Genomic DNA, 19,712 nt, shown 5'->3' with positions numbered 1-19,712 from the left:
TATTTATGAAACCCTACTCGGAAATACTACAAACCATCCAAACCTATCACGAATTAGGGGAAACCATCGCGGCAGCTAATTTTGTGATTGAAGCGTATGACATCAAACACCCTAACTTCGGAGAATTTCAATTGCGCGAAAAAGCCGAACCCAAATACATTTTAATGACCACCGAAGGTACTTTTGGTTTGCCACAAGTAATCCGAATTCCGGAAAATACCTTTGAATTTGAGTTTACGTTAATGCTCAACTTAATCGCACACGAAATGATTCATGTAGGGCAAAAAGCCATTGGAAATTTCATAGACGACCGGAACGAACGCGAATGGCAAGCGTATTACGAAATGTTGTTTCACAAAACCTATCCGCAAGTGCCAGATGTTCCCAAACACCAACAGCTCTTCTTTGCCAACAAGGCTTTAGACTATTATGCTAAAATGGGAATTGGTTCAGCATTACAAGAAAAATACGCTTTACAGAAAAAAGAAGTCGAAGATTTTGTAGCTTCGCTTTCTCAATAATCCCAATTCATCCCCACCATGAGAACAAGAAAACAATGGTTTTTTCTGATTCTTAAAATAACACTAGTACTTATTGTACTTGCCGTAGGAAGTATTTATTTCTTCCGTGATACTATTTTGCAACAAGTACTACAAAAAGTAGAACACAAATTCAAATCCGATTACAATGCTACTTTTTCTGTTGGAAACGCAAAGTTCGTCGGTACTTCAAGCATCACTCTCGATAACATTCACATTATTCCTTTCGAAAAAGATACGCTACTTTCCGTTGAAAAAATTACGACAGAAATCAGTCTCTTACAAATGGTTACGGGTGATGTACAGTTGAAAAATCTTGAAATGAAAAACGGTTTTATTCAATTGGTGAAAAACGAAAACGGAAGAAATTTTGATGCGTTTTTAAAGAAAGACAAAAACGAACAAACGACTACAGAGAAACGTAATTATGCCCAAATAGCCAATCGCATTTTAAGCAAATTACTTAATCTGATTCCATCAGAAATGAATTTGGATAATCTTTCGCTTCGTGTGAATGACATGGGAAAGAAAGTGAATTTTCACATGAACCATTTGCAATTGGTTGATGAACAACTCAACACCAACATACACGTGACCACCAATACTTTTGCACAAGATTGGAATATAAAAGGCTACGCGAATCCGAGAGATAAAAAGGCTGACATTACTTTTGCATCGGCGGATACTACCAAAATTCAAATCCCTTATATCGATGAAAAATTTGGACTAAAATCGAGTTTTGACAAGATTAGAGTCCAATTGGATCGCATCGAAATGGGATTTAGTGAATTGCATATTGACGGCATCGTATCGGTAGAAAATTTAACGGTAAATCATCCCAAAATCGCCAAAAAAGATGTGGTGGTACAACAAGCCCAATTTGATTATAAATTTTTATTAGGAAGCGATTTTATAGCCCTCGACCACACGTCTTCAGCCCAATTGAATAAAATAAAAATTGAACCTTATTTAGAATACAACACCGAAGAAGACACCCTTTACAAATTGAAGTTAAATATCAACAAAATGAAGGCGCAAGATTTTATCGAATCCTTGCCGAATGGTTTGTTCACTCATTTTGAAGGCATGCAAGCGGAAGGCGAATTTGATTATAATTTGGATTTCGAATTCAACAAAAACAAACCCAACCAACTGATTTTTGAAAGCAAATTCAACAAAAACAACTTGAAAATTTTGAAATACGGCGAGGCCAACTTAGAGAAATTAAACACCGAGTTTAGTTATGCTGCTATCGAAAATGGAAGAGCACAACGTTCTATTTTTGTCGGAAAATCCAATCCAAATTTTACACCGCTAGATTCAATTTCACCCTATTTAAAACATGCCGTTTTAACCAATGAAGATCCTTCTTTTATGCATCATAGAGGTTTTATTTCGGAAGCTTTTAAACAATCGATTGCCAAAAACATCCGAACCAAAAAGTTTGCACGTGGTGCCAGTACCATAAGTATGCAATTGGTTAAAAATGTCTTTCTTACAAGAGAAAAAACTTTGTCTAGAAAATTAGAAGAGATTTTATTGGTGTACATCCTTGAAAACAATCGAATTGCTTCCAAAGAACGTATGCTAGAAGTGTATTTCAATGTCATTGAATTTGGTCCAGATGTGTATGGAATTGGCGAAGCCTCGAAATTTTATTTTCAAAAAACCCCAAGAAATCTAAATCTCAATGAATGCTTATTTTTAGCTTCCATTGTTCCGAAACCTAAAAAATTCATGTACCAGTTTAACGAAGAAGGTTTGCAAAAATCATACGCCGTAAAACAGCAAAAATTCATCAAAAACTTAATGCTTCGTCGTGCTTTAATCACTCCTGAAGACACTATTGGACAATCGGTTCCGATTACTGTTTCGGGAAGAGCCCGTTCATTTTTAAAGTTAAAAGTAGTGCAGGATTCTATTCCCTCTGATACACTTTTAGTGCCAGAAAGCGAATTTTTTAATTAAGCTTTGACCTATCGGGTTTATTATGGCGCGGGATTCGGATGCAACTCCTGAATTCTATCTATAGCAGCAATCACTTCATCGGTTAAGCGAACTTCAAATGCATTGATGTTTTCTTCCAATTGATCTAAAGTAGTGGCGCCAATAATGGTCGAGGTGACAAATGGTTGATGGTGTACGAAAGCAATGGCTAATTCCGTTACTGTCAAACCTAAACTGTGTGCTAATTCTTGGTATAATTGGGTGACTTTGTAGCAATTTTCATTGGTATAGCGCACAAAATTGGGAAACGTTCCCATTCTTGAATTGGGTGGTGTGCTGTTTAGGTATTTCCCAGTTAAAAACCCGAAACCTAAAGGGGAATATGCCAATAAACCCACATTTTCACGCATACAGATTTCTGAAAGTCCTACTTCAAACAAGCGATTTAATAACGAAAATGGATTTTGAATGGTTGCAATTCGTGGTAAATTATGTTTTTCAGCTTCGTTGAGAAACTTCATCACGCCCCATGGATTTTCATTCGAAAGGCCGATATGTTTTATTTTTCCTTCTTTGATCAATCCATCAAAAACAGTCAAAACTTCGAGAACATTGTCTTGCCATTGCGTATCGGTTTCGGTAAGTCCACGTTTACCAAACATATTCATAACGCGTTCTGGCCAGTGCGTTTGGTACAAATCGATATAATCGGTTTGAAGGTTTTTCAAACTTAAATCGACAGCTTCGTGCAAACTTTTCTTTGAAAAATCTAAAGGCTGACGAATATAGCCCATACCGCGATTGGGTCCAGCAATTTTAGTAGCAACCACCAGTTTCTCCCTTTTGTGTTGGTTTTTAGCCAACCAAGTGCCGATATAACGTTCGGTACTTCCAAAAATATGTTCGTTCCCACCAATCGGGTACATTTCGGCGGTATCTATAAAATTGATGCCGCGTTCAAAAGCATAGTCAAGTTGTTGATGTGCTTCGGCTTCTGTATTTTGATTGCCAAAAGTCATGGTGCCCAAGCAAATTTCGCTGACTTCTAGTGATGAATTGGGTAGGAAGTTGTATTTCATTTTTGAAAAATAATTGTACAAAGATAAAAAAGTGCGTTCTGGAATTGCAATAAAAAAGGTCCAGAATTTCTGAACCTTTTTTAAACCTACTATCTTCTTTTACAAATCGTTTAACGCTTTGCTTAATTCGTCTAATTTTGGCGTAAGAATAAATTCAATACGTCTGTTTTTCGCTTTTCCATCAGGAGTATCATTCCCTACCAATGGAAAATATTCGCCACGTCCTGCAGCCGTTAAATTCTCCTTTTTCACTTTTGCATTGGCCGATAAGATATTCACAATGGCTGTAGCTCTTTTGGTCGATAAATCCCAGTTATTTTCAATTCCACCACCAATAGTTCCGGTTATTTTGTCGTTATCGGTATGGCCTTCAATTAATACGGAAATATCAGGATTATCGCCCAGCACTTTACCCACTAAATCCACAGCTTTTTTACCTTCAGCACCAACGGTCCAGCTACCTGATTCGAAAAGTAATTTGTTTTCCATAGAAACGTATACTTTCCCGTCTTTTTGCTGTACGGTAAGCCCTTTTCCTTCGAATGCTTTTAGTGATTTCGAAAGTGTTTCTTTTAGTTTTTTCATCGACGCTTCTTTCGCTGCAATTAAACTTTCCAGTTCATTGACTCTATCCGAACGGTCTTTAAAATCTTTGCTTAGTTTTTCCAAACGTGATTTTTCGGCTGCTAGGGCTTTTTCCTTTGCTTCCAATTGCGCCAAAAGCTCACGGTTTTTATCCATATTCGCTTTTAAGGCTTCGTCGCTGTTTTTTTCTAAAGCACTGTACGAGTTTTGTAAGTTTTTCAAATTATTACTCGATGCCGTATAATCGGCAGCTAACTTATCGCGATCCAAGCGAAGTTTATCCAAATCATTTTTCGCTTTTTCTAATTCTGCTTTTGCCGATGCTAGATCATTTTCCAACTGTGTTTTTCCCGTTTTTAAGGATTCGTTTTCATCCGAAAGGGCATTACGTTCTTTTTTTAATTCGGCAAATTTATTTTCTAAATCGGCGTATATTTTTTTAGAAACACATGAGGTGTTCAAGGCTAAAACCAGTAGGCCTAGTGACATTTTTTTTATCATGATTGTGGTATTTTTGGGTTATTCAATTTCTACTAAAACGGGACAATGGTCAGAATGTTTTGCTTCGGGTAAAATTAAAGCACGTTTCATTCGTTCTTTTAAGGGTTCGGAAACCAAATTATAATCGATTCTCCAACCTTTGTTATTGCCACGAGCACCAGCGCGGTAACTCCACCAACTGTAATGATGTGGTTCTTTGTTAAAATGACGGAAACTATCGACAAATCCAGACTTCATAAAAGCATCTAACCAAGCGCGTTCTTCCGGTAAAAATCCTGATGTTTTGGCATTTTGCGCCGGATTATGAATGTCAATCGCCTCGTGACAAATGTTGTAATCGCCACAAATGATAAGATTGGGCACTTCCTTTTTTAATTCGTTAATGTACGCTTGAAAATCATCCATGTACATGAATTTATGGCTCAATCTATCGTCGTTTGTCCCCGAAGGCAAATACAAACTCATTACAGAAAAGTCGTCAAAATCAACACGAAGATTACGTCCTTCAAAATCCATGTGTGGGATTCCAGTTCCAAAAACGACATTTTTAGGTGCCACTTTAGAAAGAATGGCTACGCCACTGTATCCTTTTTTCTCTGCTGGAAAATAATATTGAAACGGGTAACCTGCCAATTCAATTTCCATCACCGGAATTTGATCTTGTGTGGCTTTGATTTCTTGAAGGCAAATTACGTCTGGATTTGCAGCTTGCAACCAGTCTAAAAAACCTTTAGTTATGGCTGCACGAATGCCGTTAACATTATAGGAAATGATTTTCATTATAAATTCTGAATTTCTTCAAAAATAGCCAAAAAAGCTTCAACAAAAAACAAATTTCACATAGTTTTATAAACAACTTATTATCAGACTTTTCAAGTTAAAATTTTAAAATATTTGGATTTTAAAAAGGGTTTTACTTCCCTTTTACCACAACTTTTGCTATATTTGTAACTTGCATTAATTAGAAAACGTAAATGGGTTTAGTTACCGCCAAAGAAGTTGCCAAAGCAATTAACGCCGATAAATATGGAGTTCTAGGAACTTTTTCGGGTTGGTTATTGATGAAAGTGCTTCAAATTTCTACGCTTAATAAGATTTACGACAGGAATAAACATTTGAAAGATGTAGAATTCCTGAATGCTATATTGGATGAATTTCAAATTAAGTTTGAAATCCACGAAGAAGATTTAAAAAGACTCCCGAAAGAAGGTCCATACATTACCATTTCCAACCATCCGCTTGGAGGAATTGACGGGATTTTATTGTTGAAATTGATGTTGGAACGTGAACCCAATTTCAAAATCATTGCTAATTTTTTATTGCATCGAATCGAACCTTTAAAACCGTATATTATGCCGGTTAATCCTTTTGAAACGCACAAGGATTCCAAATCGAGTGTTATTGGTTTAAAAGAAACGTTTCGTCATTTAAGCGACGGAAAACCTTTGGGAATGTTTCCTGCTGGCGAAGTTTCAACCTACAAAGATGAAAAATTAGTTGTGGATAAAGCTTGGGAAGAAGGCGCGATAAAAGTGATTCGAAAAGCCCAAGTTCCAGTAGTTCCTATTTATTTTCACGCGAATAACAGTAAATTATTTTACTTTTTATCGAAAATAAGCGGCACATTACGCACGGCTAAATTGCCTTCGGAATTACTAACCCAAAAAGACCGAGTTATTAAAGTTCGTATTGGAAAACCGATTTCGGTTGCCGAACAAAACGAACACCAAACCATAGAAGAATACACCGAATTTTTACGCAAAAAAACCTATATGTTGGCTAATGCGTATGAAAAAGATTCGAAGCTCTTAACCACTCCGACTATTTTAAAAGCGCCTGCTAAACCTGCCAAACAAATTGTTACAGGTGCCAATCAGGAAAAAATGATTGCCGAAGTGGAAAAACTTCGCAGCATGGATGCTCGATTACTACAAAGCAAAAATTACGAAGTCTATCTGACCAAAGCGGACGATATTCCGAATATTTTGCATGAAATTGGTCGTTTGCGCGAAATCACGTTTAGAGCTGTAGGAGAAGGTACCAACGAATCCATCGATTTAGATAAATTTGACGATTATTACCACCACATGTTCCTTTGGGATGACGACACCAAAGAAATTGCAGGAGCTTACCGAATGGGATTGGGCTCTCAAATTTTTGCCGAACATGGTATTAATGGTTTTTATCTACAAGATTTATTCCGTTTTGAGCCTGAATTATACGATATGATGAGTAAATCTATCGAAATGGGACGTGCTTTCGTCAAAGCCGAATACCAGCAAAAACCAATGCCTTTGTTCTTATTATGGAAAGGTATTGTTCACACTACTTTACGTTACCCAGAACATAAATTCTTAATTGGAGGAGTAAGTATTAGTAATCAGTTTTCAGAATTCTCAAAATCCTTGATGATTGAATTCATGAAATCGCATTTTTACGATCCGTATGTAGCACAATACATCCATCCTAAAAAAGAATACCGTGTGAAACTGAAAGATGCGGACAAAGATTTCGTTTTTAACGAAGCGGAAGCCGATTTGAATAAGTTTGACAAAATTATTGATGAAGTAGAGCCAGGCAGTTTACGTTTGCCTGTTTTAATCAAAAAGTACATTAAACAAAATGCGCGTGTCGTAGCATTTAATGTCGATCCTTTATTTAATAATGCGGTAGATGGTTTGATGTACATCCGAATTTCCGACTTACCAGACAGCACGGTAAAACCTGTTATGGAAGAATTTCAAGCGGAATTGGAAAGAAAACACTCCGAAAGAGAAGAGAACGAGAAGAATTAAAAATCAAAAAGTTGCTTTACTTCTATTTGAAGAGAGATAGCTATTAATCTAATGTTATCTAAAGAAGTGTTTACCACACCCCTTTCTATTCTACTTATTACCGAAACATCAAAATCACAATCAATTGCTAACTGGGCTTGTGTAACATTCTTAGACTCCCTAATCATTTTCAAGTTAGACCCAAATTTTTCTAAAAATATTTTATCAACTTTTTTTCGCACACACAAAAGTGGCTTTGTTGATAAAATTTACTATAGGAGTTATTGTCCTATATTGATTTGTTTCATTAGTTTTACCACAAACAAACTAAGTTAAATTACATGAAACAAAAACTCAAGACAATCTATTTACTAACAACGATGCTTTTGGTAGGAATAACATTGTTTAGTTGTTCCTTACAAGAAGAAGAACTACAACAATTTGACCATAACAAAGATTTATTAATTACACGTAAAAAGGTTACTAAATTATTTAAAGAAAAACGATTCATTTCAAGTTATCAAAAACTACCTAAAAGAAAATTTACTGTAGTAAATACTTTTGGAAGAACCGTAATGGAAGAACAATATGGGTTTACCATTACAAGTGAATATGCAAATGAAGTATTAAGTGATTCTATCACTTCCTACACGTTATCCATAAAAAGAGACACTATAACTCCAACCAATAACATAGAAAACCTGGTTATTCAAGTAAATAATTATACGGAAGAAACAAAGGCCTTTATTTTAAAATACAAAAGTGAAACACCAATTATCAGCTTTTCTACTTTTACAGGAAAGGCTCAAATCATTCCTATTGTTTACAATAACAGACCATATACATCAGCCACGAGTCGAGTATTGATTTGTTGGAATATTTTAATGCCATGTACAAATCCAAATACCGAATCGCACCAAGCTGGTACAGATAGCTGTGCCGGTGCAACTTCCTCTCAATATTGTTTTGTCTTTTCAGAAGGGACAGGTGGTACGGATAATGACCCCAATACTGATTTAGGAGATGTTATAATGACTCCTACCTCAGAAGAAAACACAGGAAGTAGTGGCTCAACCACAAGTCCTACAGAAACAACTAATACAACCACTGCAACAGAAAATCACAACACAGAGATTCTGACGGTTCCAGCCATGTCTGATGCGGAGCAACCCGATCCTTGTAATTCCTTAAAAAAGAAATTTGCTAACCCTTTACAAGCAGACATAAAAAACAGAACCAATGCATTGAATACGCCTACTATTTTAAATAAAACTCACGAAAGTGGTTTTGGTGTGACTATAGACCCTAATGATCAACTAAATCCGGTTAAATATCCAATATTACTTCCAGATGGACGAAATGCGGTAAATATTCAAGGTGTAGGTGCTTATTTTAGTGTACATGCTCATAATAACGATTACACAGATCCAATAACAGGTGAACTTGTACATACTATTAAAATACCCTCCCCAGGTGATTTTACAGGCCTAATAAAAGATCACGCGAGAAATGCAACAAATTTAGGCTTACCTTTGAGCGAAGTTGGCGTAATAATTGTTACTAGTCAGGGAACTTATGCCTTGATGTTAGAAAATTTTGATACTGCTTCTTTTAATGCAATTTTTGGTCCAAATGCTAGTCCCATAAAGTTAGCTGAATTTAAAAGCAAATATTTGAAAGATGTAGATGAAAAAAAAGAAGATGGTGTTTTAACAGCAACATTTCTTGAAAAAATGCTGTTAAATAATATGAAAAAATCTAATATAACAGGTAGGGTAGGATTATACAAAGCAACAAATGGTGATCATACTGCTTGGGCAAAATTATCCATTGACAATAGAACAAATCAAGTAATTCCAACACCTTGTAACTAAAAAACAACAAAGAATATGAAAAAAAGAATTTTTTTAATTTTAATGTTAATAAATATCCTTGCTTGTAAAGCGCAAGAAGGCAGGATTGAAGAATTAGGCACAGTGTACAGATATGAAATAACCAGTGGTACCTATTTAAAAGATATGAACAATAGGATGTCTTATTATACAGGTATATGGAAAGGTGAATATGAAGGCAAATACATATTTTTATTAATTACAAAATCAACAAAAAACAAGCATACAAATGGTGATGGTAGCTACTGGTATGAAGATGAAATGTTTGGAAGGTATGAGTTGTATAGTGGCAATCCAGAAATGCCAAGTACCACAATTATTGCAAGCTCTATGAATAGCCCACTACCAGCACCTATATTTAGCGTAGGAACTGGCATAAACAATCAATTTAAATTTGCCTATTCAGACCCTCAATTTTGCAATGCTGAAGGGGAATTAATTTTAAGAAGAAACTTAAGTAACCCAAACCAGCTAACTTATCTTTTTTCACCACGTGGTCATTTTGTTTTTGATCCTGATTGCCCCTATAATGGCACCATACCCGTACCTCTACCAAATGCAGTAATTACACTTACAAAGGTAAATTAAAAAACTACAAAAACTTTGTTGATACTTTAAAAACCCTCTATAAAGGGGGTTTTTATTAAGTGTAAATTTAAAAAAACTATTTTTTCAGCTTTTCTTTTATTTCCTTCATTAACTCAGCCCCACCATTTTCTAAAATTTCTTTGGCACAATGAAATCCTAATTTTTTCCATTCGGAAATAGCAAATGAGCGCTTGATTTCAAGTTTTTGTTGTCCGTCAATCGAAAACAAAGCCCCATTAAAATCAATTTCATCCGTCTTTTCATTATAGGTAGCCAAAGCTCCAATAGGCGCAGTACAACCACCTTCTAAGGTTCTTAAAAACTGGCGTTCGATATAGGTGCAAATCTCGGTTTCAATATGATTGAGTTGCGACAACGCATCTAACGCAAAGGTATCTTCTGCCATAGCGACCACCATCATGGCCCCTTGAGCGGGCGCAGGAATCATCCAATCTAAATCAATAAAGGTATTGGGCTTCAAATTCAATCGCTCCAAACCGGCAGCAGCGAAAATGGCTCCTCCCCAAGTGCTTTCGTGTAATTTTTGAAGTCGTGTGTTCACGTTACCGCGCAAATCGACTGTTTGATGCTGTGGGTATTTGTGCAACCATTGCGCTTGACGACGCAAACTTCCGGTGGCGATTGTGCTTTCCGTTTCAAAAAAAGACAAATCCCCTTTGTGCACCAAAATATCATTTACATTGGCACGCTCTAGTACTGCAGCTTGTACGATTCCTTGAGGCAACGCGGTGGGCACATCTTTCATCGAATGCACCGCGATATCCACCTGACCCGAAATCATGGCCACATCTAGTGTTTTGGTAAAAATTCCTGTGATTCCTAATTCGTATAAAGGCTTATCTAGAATAATGTCTCCTTGCGATTTTACGGCAATAATTTCGGTTGTATAACCCAAATCGTTGAGTTGTTTTTCAACCGTATGGGCTTGCCAAAGCGCTAATTCGCTATCGCGAGTTCCTATTTTTATCGTTTTTTGCTTCAAGGTAAAATTTTAAAGTTGAAAAACACGTTGGATCCAATCGACACTTTCGTCTACCGACGTATTTTCGTCTTTCAAATGATTGGCAAAATGATTGGTAATTTTTTGAATGATTTTATCACTAATCAAATCGACTTGTTCTTCATCAAAATTAGCCATCTTCTTGCGATGCGTTTGCATTTCCTTTTCCTTAATCGCATTGAGTTTTGCTTTTAAGGCATGAATGGTTGGCGCATATTTTCTGCCTTTTGTCCAAGTAATGAATTCATTGATGATTTCTTCATTAATTTCCTCGGCTTGTGGGATGAATTTCTTTCTATTTTCAAGCGTTTCATCTGTAATTTGAGACAAATGATCCATGTGCACCAAAGTAACACCCTCGATATCTTGAACGTTTTCGTTTACATTTTTCGGAATCGATAAATCCAAAATAAGTAATGGTCGCTTTAAATTTAAAATGGTCTTATCAACGGTTGGGTTTTGAGCTCCAGTGGCCACCACCAATACATCTGCTTTTTGAATTTCCACTTGCAAATCGATATAATCTTTTACGACTACATTCAATTTTTTAGCCAAACGTTCTGCTTTGTCTTTGGTTCGGTTAATCAAAGTAATTTGATCGTGTTTGGTATGCTTGACCAAATTTTCACAAGTATTTCTTCCAATTTTTCCGGTTCCGAAAAGTAATATGTTTTTTTCCGAAATATCCGGAACTGTTTTAAAAATATACTGCACTGAGGCAAAAGAAACAGAAGTCGCTCCAGAAGAAATTTCTGTTTCATTTTTCACACGCTTGCTGGCTTGAATCACCGCATTCACCAAACGTTCCATATAGGTATTGGCTAAGCCTACTGCTTTGGACTGGGAAAAACTACTCTTGATTTGGGCAATGATTTCAAAATCACCTAAAATCTGACTGTCTAAACCTGTTCCAACGCGGAATAAATGCGTGATGGCTTCTCTACTTTTGTAAACATAAGCCACTTTTTGAAAATCTTCAACGGTTCCCTGGCTGTTGTCGCAAAGCAATTTTATAAGTTGAAAGGGGTGTTGTGCAAAACCATAAATTTCGGTTCTGTTACAAGTAGAGGTAACGATTAGACTTTCTACACCCTCATTTTTAGCCTGCTGTAACAAATTTTCTTTCGCTTTTTCATCCAAGCTAAATTTACCTCTCATCTCGGCATCCGCTTTTAAATAGCTTAGCCCAATTGCATAGAACGAAGTTGTTTTTACAGGTATATTTTGAGTCATGTAATTCTAAACCTTATGATGATACAAAAGTAGCGTTGATATTTTTACAAAAACAACGCTACAAGGACTATTTGTGTCGCTATAAGTTATTTTGATTGTAAAAAGTATTTTTAGCGATATTTATCTTATTTTTACACTAAAATCAAGTCCTCTGAAGTTAATTAAATAGAATGATTCTAAATAAATTAATTCGCTATTGCGATTTGACCCCGTTTCAGCATAAAAAAAGTATCGCTATGAGTGCTATAGAAGAAATAAAAATTGACGATGAATTTATTTTGTTACGCTTTCAAAACAATGAAAATGAACAAGTAAAATATGAACGTCAGGTTAAAACTGGATTGATTCAGTTTCATTTTGGATTAAAAGGAAAAGCCAAATTCATCTTCAATCAAGGGAATTATACTGTAGATTTGGATGAAGAAAAATCATTGTTGTTTTACAATCCAGAAAAAGAATTACCACTTCATTTAGAAATTGAACCGAAAACGTGGATTATTTCCATTTTAATTTCAATAAAAAAATTCCATGGTTTGTTTACTACCGAAGCCGATCACATTCCTTTTTTGAGCGAACAAAACAAAGACAAAAAATACTACGGAGAAGAAAACATCACACCTTCAATGGCGATTGTTTTAAATCAAATGTTTCATTATAACTTAAATCAGAACATCAAAAACCTTTATTACAAAGGCAAAGGATATGAACTTTTGAGTCTGTTTTTTAACAAAAGTGAAGATCCTAATATAGAGCAATGTCCGTTTTTAATCGATGAAGAAAACGTTCAAAAAATCAAAAAAGCCAAAGAACTTATTATTGCCAACATGGCTGAACCACCAGGACTTCAAGAATTATCAGACCAAGTGGGATTGAATTTAAAAAAACTAAAAATTGGGTTCAAGCAAATCTATGGCGATACAGTTTACGGTTTTTTATTCGACTATAAAATGGAATATGCACGTAATCTGCTCGATTCTGGGTCCTATAACGTGAACGAAGCCGGTTTAAAAATTGGCTATAGTACGGGCAGTCATTTTATTGCAGCGTTTAAAAAGAAATTTGGTACAACCCCTAAAAAGTACATCTTAGAAAAAAGTCTATAAAAAAGGGAAGCCTAGTAGGACTTCCCTTTTCACTTTTGTGGAATAACTTCATTAATTATAATAGTGCGCAATTACTTGTACTTCATCATTACCTGTACCCAAAAACATTTGAACAGCACCTGTACCAGAGGTATTTCCTACGGCTAATTGCGCTGCAAACATCGGACGATATCTTCCTGGCCCCAATTTCACATAATCTGTTCCAGTATTATGAAAGCCTTGATAAGCCCCTTCATCCGCCGCACCCCCACCATCAGCACCATTGGTATAAAATTGTCCATTTATACCTAAGGGATAGGTAAACGCAGGATCACCACTAACAGGGTTGCCATCAATGTCAAATTGAACCAAACCTGCACCGGGAGCATCTTCCTTTATCAAATATAAAAAAGTTTGTACAATTCGCGCATGTTGATCGTTTACGGGAATATTGGATTTTTCAATATTCCAAGACACCGAATAATTGATTTCTATAATGGCATTTCGTGTCAACGTAAAATTGGAAGATCCAGCACCTACAACTCTTGGCCAACCCGCTATAGTATACCCCGAACCCGTCCCGGTTTGATTGATTACATTAGCATCAGCACCTCCTGTATCTTCGGCGTCGGAAAGATAATTATCAGGGCTAAAAAGCACTTCAACATCGCTTGTAGCGGTACCTAAAACCAAATCTCCTTCGGCATCCGCATACACTCTAGAAGAACTACCAGTACCCATATTTGAAGGGTTATTAGGGGCGTTTAAACCCTCAATTCGAACTCCTGAAGTGGCACCAGCTACATGCAGTTTTTCCAACGGAGTATTAGTACCAATTCCAATTTGCGCACTTATTAGTGTTGGAATTAAACTGAATATACTAAGAATATACGTTTTCATTTGCTACTGTTTTTAATTAAAAATTCTAATTTTTAAAAAATCTTGCGCTCCACCAAACCCAGCACTAGTATATAAGTTTGTACCATCGTTCGTCTCTGCGAAAAATTTTAGAGAATGATTCCCAGCGGGAATATTCGCATAGCCATGACTGTTCATGTAAGGATATCCAATAATTCCTTGATTAAAAGAGGCATAGCTTTGTCCTTTCACCCCATATTTTTTAGACAACTCGGCAGCATCCAAGCCATCGTTGTTCAAATCTATATGAAAATAAACCTTAAAATTTCGAGCAGAAATATCAGCAAAGGCCGAAGGCCCAACATTGATATCAACATCCGACAACAATACAGTAACCCCATATTTGACTTCAATTAAGGCACTTTGTGGAGCTGTAAAAGGCACTGTTTGAATAAGGCCGCTAGCATTAGTAACTCCTAAACCATTATTAAGTACTACGCCATACCCCAAAGCACCATCTGGAATAAAATTTTGCAAAGTAATTAAGAAATTCAAAGGAGCTCCAGGAACAGCTGGAGGTCCTGCTGTTGTATAATTGGGAGGTGTTAACGTTAAATCTCCATTTTCAGTTACATATACAGGTGCGAGTTTTACACCGTCATTTAAAGTCGGACTATTTACCGCGTCTAATTTTTCAATTCTAATAGTAGACGTTGTGCCAGCAACATGCAACTCTTTTTGAGGATTTGCAGTTCCAATTCCTACTTGTGAAAACACCCCACAAGTAAAAATTAAAAAAGATATATATAGTATTTTTTTCATGTCTATAAATTTTTAGTATAAACGCATAAAAACAGAATCGTTATCTGGTGCAAAAACCACATGGGTGTTTTTTCTAACATCTCCAGTATTTAGCTCCCCATAAAATCGAATAGTATGTGTCCCAGCTGTAAGCGGTATATAGGTGGTACTACTGTTATACATTGTTCCTTCAGCGGCGTTTGCCAACACAATATCTTGATTGTTATTATAATAACATTTTGAAGCTTGCCCGTACCTTCTACTTCCCCCATCAACCGTGTAAAAAGTAGAGATTCTTCTAGCGTATATGTCTTTAATTTTAGTAAGTACGGCAGTGCTGTATACATTAAAACTAATGTTGTACTTAATTTCTAAAACGGCAGCTCTATTAACGGTAATCGTATAAGGCAATATCACAATACTTTGTGTACTAGAGCCAGCTCCCGCAATCATAGTCAGGTTAGTTGTAATCAATGGTGTTGAACTAGTCAATGCGTCTGTCCCATCACTGTTTTGAAAAGTGGCCAGTTGCAAGGTCAAATCGCCATTACTATTCACATATAAAGGATATGTTTTGCCAGCACCACCATTATAAGGATTGTTAGTACTGTTTAGTCCTTCTACTCTAAGGGTACCTGTTGCACCGGCTAAGTGAAGTTGTTGTTGTGGATTTGTGGTTCCAATTCCAACACCTGTCTGAGCAAAAGCATTAAGGCATAATAAGGATGTAAAAAAAAGGTATTTTTTTATCATGGGTGCTTTTTTTGGAAATTACACTTAATAATACCAATTTTTAATCACATGATTTTCAAAACATTAAATTATTCGTTTAAAGTGATAAAAACTTCGACGAAATTGATTGTGTACTCCCCATTATTGGTTATTTCTTTTATCATTTTTTCAATTCAGATTTATGTATTCAATTAATCTAATAATTTGTATTTTTATCAAAATTTAAAACCTTTATGAAAGGAGTATTATTAGTTAATTTAGGATCACCAGAAAGCCCTACACCCAAGGACGTTAAGCCGTATTTAGATGAATTTTTAATGGATAAATATGTGATTGATGTCCCGTATTTGTTAAGAGCTTTTTTGGTTCGCGGGATTATTTTAAGAAAAAGACCCGAAAATGCTGCCGAAGCCTATAGCAAAATTTGGACAAAAGAAGGCTCGCCGCTTGTGGTGATTTCAAAAAATGTACATAAAAAAGTCCAAAACAAAGTGAATGTCCCAGTAGCACTAGCCATGCGCTATGGCACCATGACGATTCAAAAAGGGATGCAAGAATTAAAAGACAAAGGAGTAACAGAAATATTACTTTTGCCAATGTATCCTCAGTATGCCATGGCATCTACCAAAACAATCATTGTTTTAGCAGAAGAATTACGCAAAAAACATTTCCCTGAAATGAAAATTAAGGTAATAAATTCCTTCTATAACAAAAAAGACTATATCCAAAATTTAGCCGATTCGATTAAAAATCATTTAGAAGGATTTGATTACGATCATTTGTTATTCTCGTATCATGGCATTCCTGAAAGACATATTCGCAAGACCGATATTACCAAATCACATTGTAAAATGAACAAAACTTGTTGTGTAACGGCTTCGCCAGCACATGAGTTTTGCTACCGTCATCAATGCCACGAAACTACCCGTCAAGTGGTCGAACTATTAGGAATTCCAAAGGAAAAATACAGTCAGACTTATCAATCGCGTTTGGCGGGAGACAAATGGCTGGATCCATATACCGACGTTGAAATCAACAAGATGCCTTCTAAAGGAATTAAGAATTTAGCGGTGGTTACTCCAGCATTTGTGGCCGATTGTTTAGAAACCTTGGAAGAAATTGGGATGCGAGCTCATGAAGAATTTGTAGAAAACGGAGGAGAAAATTTTAAAGCCATTCCATGTTTAAACGAAGACGAAGCTTGGATGGATACCATTGCCAATTGGATTAACGACTGGTCAAATAACAATTAAATGGACATCTATAACTACCTGAAATCGCTTCACCTCATCTTTGTCATCACATGGTTTTCGGGCTTGTTTTACATGGTACGTCTTTTTGTCTATCATGCAGAAGCCAAACAAAAAGCCGAGCCGGAGCAAAGCATTTTGATTACCCAATATCAAATAATGCAGTACCGCTTGTGGTATATCATTACTTGGCCAAGCGCTATTTTAGCTAGTTTTTTTGCCTATTGGATGTTGTTTTTTACCGAAATTGGTCAAGTATGGCTCACCCAACCTTGGATGCATGTAAAACTAGGCTTCGTGTTTTTGTTGTATTTGTATCATTTGAAATGCCATCAAATCTTTTTACAATTGCAAAAAAACGAGGTCAAACATACTTCCGGTTTTTTCCGTCTCTGGAACGAAGGAGCAACCATTATTTTATTTGCAGTGGTTTTCTTAGTCATACTTAAAAATGCTGTCAATTGGATTTATGGTGTGGTTGGAATTGTTCTTTTTTCAGTACTTTTAATGTTAGGCTATAAATTCTACAAACGAATAAGAGAAAGTAAATCATAAATGAATACCCTTTTTACGATTAAAAATTGGTCATTGCGAGTAAGAATTTTTCTTGCTATGATTCTTGTGACCATTATTTCGTCGGTATTAATTGCACTGGTCTCTATTTTACATTTCCAATTTGAAAGTCAGGAATACCATCAGGAGCGACTTTTACGAAAAGAAATGCAAATCAAACAGCATATTGAATATGTGATGGAAACCACTCCCCATCCGTTAATAACCGCAAATTTGGCTTCCATTTTCGAAGGAAAAATATTTGAAATTGCAGACATTCATAATATAGAAATTGACATCTATGATCTCAACGGACGCTTAATCATAAACTCTAGAGCTCCAAGAATTAAAGGGCAAATCGCTCCCTTAATTTCTGAAAATATCATCCAGCATTTGAAAGGATCTATCTCAAACCGATACGTTAGTTTGGGGGAAGCCAAAGGAGACACCTATCAGTTTTCGTACAGCTATCTTATTGACCACGTCGAAAACAAACCCATCGGAATTATTAGACTTCCATACAAACAAGACGATAGCTATTATAAAAATGAAATTGAAAATTTCTTAAAGATATTTGGTTTGGTTTACCTAGGAATGATAATTATTTCTATTTGGATAGCTTTTTATTTGTCGCGATACATTACCAAATCGTTAGAAACTATTTCTAAAAGATTAACCGAAACGAGTTTGACTCAAAAAAATGAAAAAATCCATTTGGTCACTAATAGTGCTGAGATTGATCGACTGATTGCTTCTTACAACCACATGATTGATGAATTGGAAGAAAGTGCCAATAAACTGGCTATAGGCGAACGTGAAGGCGCTTGGCGCGAAATGGCCAAACAAGTGGCACACGAAATTAAAAACCCATTAACTCCAATGCGATTAACAGTGCAGAGTTTCGAAATGCGTTTTAATCCCGAAGACCCTAATTCCAAAAAAAAATTAAAAGATTTTTCTAAAACGTTAATTCAGCAAATAGACACCATGAGTGCCGTGGCTTCTGCCTTTTCTAATTTTGCTTCGATGCCGGCGCAACAAAACGAGACCTTAAACGTTGTAGATGTCATTAATTTATCCTTAGATATTTTTAACGAAGATTTTATTGTTTTTGAAGCAGAATCGCCTGAAATCATCACTAAAATTGATCGAACGCAATTGGTCAGAATTATTACCAATTTGGTTAAAAATGCCATTCAAGCCATTCCGGAAGAACAAGAACATAAAACCATTAAAGTATTGGTCTCTAAATCGAACAACAATGCAATCATCAAAGTTATCGATAACGGAAAAGGGATTGCTAAGAATGATTTTGATCGTATTTTTGAACCAAAATTTACAACTAAAACCAGCGGAATGGGTCTAGGACTTGCCATTATTAAAAATATTATCGAAAATTATAACGGAAGCATTACATTTAAATCAGAATTAGGAAAAGGAACCACTTTTAAAGTTAAATTACCCATCATAAATCAATAATTATGGAAACAAAAAATATTATAATCGAACACGAAAAAGGAACGGCAACAGTTACCATTAACCGACCAGACAAACTCAATGCCTTAAACAAAGAAACCATCGAGGAATTGCATTTTTGGTTAAAAAAATTAGACGAAAACGAAAATGTAAAAACCGTTATCCTTACCGGTAGTGGCGAAAAAGCATTCGTTGCTGGTGCTGATATTTCTGAATTTGCTCATTTTTCAGATAAAGAAGGCGCTTTATTGGCGGCAAAAGGACAAGACTTGTTGTTCAATTTTGTAGAAAACATGAAAACTCCAGTAATCGCTGCAGTTAACGGATTTGCCTTAGGCGGGGGATTAGAATTAGCCATGTCGTGTCATTTCCGAATTGCTTCTGACAATGCCAAAATGGGATTACCTGAAACCTCTTTAGGCGTTATTCCTGGTTATGGAGGAACACAACGTTTAGCACAACTAATCGGAAAAGGTCGCGCGATGGAAATGATTATGACTGCAGGCATGATTGATGCGCAAACCGCCAAAGATTTCGGGTTGGTTAACCATGTCGTGCCACAAGCCGATTTATTTGCTACGTATATGACGATTGCCGATAAAATTCAACGCAATTCTCCTGTAGCCATTGCTAAGGCCATTGAAGCGGTAAATGCCAATTATAAAGATGGCGTAAACGGATTTGAAGTTGAAATTAGAAAATTCGGGGAGTGTTTTGCTACCGCCGACTTCAGAGAAGGCACTACAGCATTTTTAGAAAAGAGAAAACCGGAATTTGCTGGAAAATAATATTAAAAATTATA

The 19,712-nt window shown here is 36.0% G+C and carries 19 protein-coding genes; 10 read left to right on the top strand and 9 right to left on the bottom strand.

The features are described 5' to 3' along the window. Window positions 1-5 precede the first annotated feature (5 nt). Both EQG63_RS03870 and EQG63_RS03865 read left to right on the top strand, forming a co-directional pair. Complete coding sequence (locus EQG63_RS03870; RefSeq protein WP_129434616.1) at window positions 6-521, top strand: hypothetical protein; 516 nt, start codon at window positions 6-8, stop codon at window positions 519-521. A gap of 18 nt (window positions 522-539) precedes the next feature. Then, complete coding sequence (locus EQG63_RS03865; protein WP_129434614.1) at window positions 540-2,507, top strand: transglycosylase domain-containing protein; 1,968 nt, start codon at window positions 540-542, stop codon at window positions 2,505-2,507. Between the two features lie 20 nt (window positions 2,508-2,527). On the opposite strand, the gene EQG63_RS03860 is transcribed toward EQG63_RS03865, so the two are convergent. The 3 genes from EQG63_RS03860 to EQG63_RS03850 all read right to left on the bottom strand — a co-directional run bounded on the left by EQG63_RS03860 (window position 2,528) and on the right by EQG63_RS03850 (window position 5,431). After that, the gene (locus EQG63_RS03860) at window positions 2,528-3,565 is read right to left on the bottom strand and encodes an aldo/keto reductase (RefSeq protein WP_129434612.1); all 1,038 of its coding nucleotides are present in this window, start codon (window positions 3,563-3,565) and stop codon (window positions 2,528-2,530) included. Window positions 3,566-3,664: 99 nt separating this feature from the next. Further along, complete coding sequence (locus tag EQG63_RS03855) at window positions 3,665-4,651, bottom strand: OmpA family protein (protein WP_129434610.1); 987 nt, start codon at window positions 4,649-4,651, stop codon at window positions 3,665-3,667. A gap of 18 nt (window positions 4,652-4,669) precedes the next feature. Then, window positions 4,670-5,431, bottom strand: a complete 762-nt coding sequence (locus tag EQG63_RS03850; RefSeq protein WP_129434608.1) for an exodeoxyribonuclease III — start codon at window positions 5,429-5,431, stop codon at window positions 4,670-4,672. A gap of 194 nt (window positions 5,432-5,625) precedes the next feature. On the opposite strand from EQG63_RS03850, the gene EQG63_RS03845 reads away from it, so the two are divergent. Next, window positions 5,626-7,446, top strand: a complete 1,821-nt coding sequence (locus EQG63_RS03845; RefSeq protein WP_129434606.1) for a GNAT family N-acyltransferase — start codon at window positions 5,626-5,628, stop codon at window positions 7,444-7,446. Here the strand turns inward: EQG63_RS03845 and EQG63_RS12410 are convergent. Beyond that, a complete protein-coding gene (locus EQG63_RS12410) occupies window positions 7,443-7,667 on the bottom strand; it encodes a helix-turn-helix domain-containing protein (RefSeq protein WP_129434604.1) in 225 nt (74 codons plus the stop codon). The two genes, EQG63_RS03845 and EQG63_RS12410, sit on opposite strands and share 4 nt — an antisense overlap. Before the next feature lie 99 nt (window positions 7,668-7,766). Here EQG63_RS12410 and EQG63_RS03835 point away from each other — a divergent pair, with 99 nt between their 5' ends. Beyond that, complete coding sequence (locus tag EQG63_RS03835; RefSeq protein WP_129434602.1) at window positions 7,767-9,299, top strand: hypothetical protein; 1,533 nt, start codon at window positions 7,767-7,769, stop codon at window positions 9,297-9,299. Window positions 9,300-9,314: 15 nt separating this feature from the next. Next, on the top strand, window positions 9,315-9,905 hold the full coding sequence (locus tag EQG63_RS03830; protein ID WP_129434600.1) for a DUF6705 family protein: 591 nt from the start codon (window positions 9,315-9,317) through the stop codon (window positions 9,903-9,905). Window positions 9,906-9,981: 76 nt separating this feature from the next. Here the strand turns inward: EQG63_RS03830 and hemC are convergent, their stop codons facing one another. Together hemC and hemA are read right to left on the bottom strand one after the other, a co-directional pair. Beyond that, the gene (hemC, locus tag EQG63_RS03825; RefSeq protein WP_129434598.1) at window positions 9,982-10,908 is read right to left on the bottom strand and encodes a hydroxymethylbilane synthase; all 927 of its coding nucleotides are present in this window, start codon (window positions 10,906-10,908) and stop codon (window positions 9,982-9,984) included. Window positions 10,909-10,917: 9 nt separating this feature from the next. Beyond that, window positions 10,918-12,159 (bottom strand): glutamyl-tRNA reductase, encoded by a 1,242-nt coding sequence (hemA, locus tag EQG63_RS03820; protein WP_129434596.1) that lies wholly within the window; start codon window positions 12,157-12,159, stop codon window positions 10,918-10,920. Between the two features lie 236 nt (window positions 12,160-12,395). Here hemA and EQG63_RS03815 point away from each other — a divergent pair, with 236 nt between their 5' ends. Next, window positions 12,396-13,262: a helix-turn-helix domain-containing protein gene (locus tag EQG63_RS03815; protein WP_129434594.1), complete on the top strand. Its 867-nt coding sequence runs from the start codon at window positions 12,396-12,398 to the stop codon at window positions 13,260-13,262. Window positions 13,263-13,313: 51 nt separating this feature from the next. On the opposite strand, the gene EQG63_RS03810 is transcribed toward EQG63_RS03815, so the two are convergent. From EQG63_RS03810 to EQG63_RS03800, 3 genes are read right to left on the bottom strand one after another with little or no spacing between them, the layout of a single operon-like run. Beyond that, complete coding sequence (locus tag EQG63_RS03810; protein ID WP_129434592.1) at window positions 13,314-14,141, bottom strand: hypothetical protein; 828 nt, start codon at window positions 14,139-14,141, stop codon at window positions 13,314-13,316. A gap of 12 nt (window positions 14,142-14,153) precedes the next feature. After that, entirely contained in the window at window positions 14,154-14,921 is a 768-nt protein-coding gene (locus EQG63_RS03805; RefSeq protein WP_129434590.1) for a hypothetical protein, read from the bottom strand. Between the two features lie 12 nt (window positions 14,922-14,933). Beyond that, entirely contained in the window at window positions 14,934-15,653 is a 720-nt protein-coding gene (locus EQG63_RS03800) for a hypothetical protein (RefSeq protein WP_129434588.1), read from the bottom strand. 212 nt (window positions 15,654-15,865) lie between these two features. Here EQG63_RS03800 and hemH point away from each other — a divergent pair, with 212 nt between their 5' ends. The 4 genes from hemH to EQG63_RS03780 are packed head-to-tail and all read left to right on the top strand — an operon-like array spanning window position 15,866 to window position 19,698. Then, window positions 15,866-16,885, top strand: coding sequence for a ferrochelatase (hemH, locus tag EQG63_RS03795; RefSeq protein ID WP_129434586.1), 1,020 nt, complete (start codon window positions 15,866-15,868; stop codon window positions 16,883-16,885). Continuing rightward, the gene (locus EQG63_RS03790) at window positions 16,886-17,437 is read left to right on the top strand and encodes a CopD family protein (RefSeq protein WP_129434584.1); all 552 of its coding nucleotides are present in this window, start codon (window positions 16,886-16,888) and stop codon (window positions 17,435-17,437) included. Next, entirely contained in the window at window positions 17,438-18,913 is a 1,476-nt protein-coding gene (locus EQG63_RS03785) for a sensor histidine kinase (protein WP_129434583.1), read from the top strand. Window positions 18,914-18,915: 2 nt separating this feature from the next. Continuing rightward, on the top strand, window positions 18,916-19,698 hold the full coding sequence (locus EQG63_RS03780; RefSeq protein ID WP_129434581.1) for an enoyl-CoA hydratase/isomerase family protein: 783 nt from the start codon (window positions 18,916-18,918) through the stop codon (window positions 19,696-19,698). Window positions 19,699-19,712 lie beyond the last annotated feature (14 nt).

This window comes from Flavobacterium amnicola, from assembly GCF_004122165.1.
In the GTDB taxonomy this organism is placed as follows: Bacteria; Bacteroidota; Bacteroidia; order Flavobacteriales; family Flavobacteriaceae; genus Flavobacterium; species Flavobacterium amnicola.
Note: the sequence above shows the minus strand (reverse complement) of the source record. Positions and strands in the feature narration are given on the sequence as shown.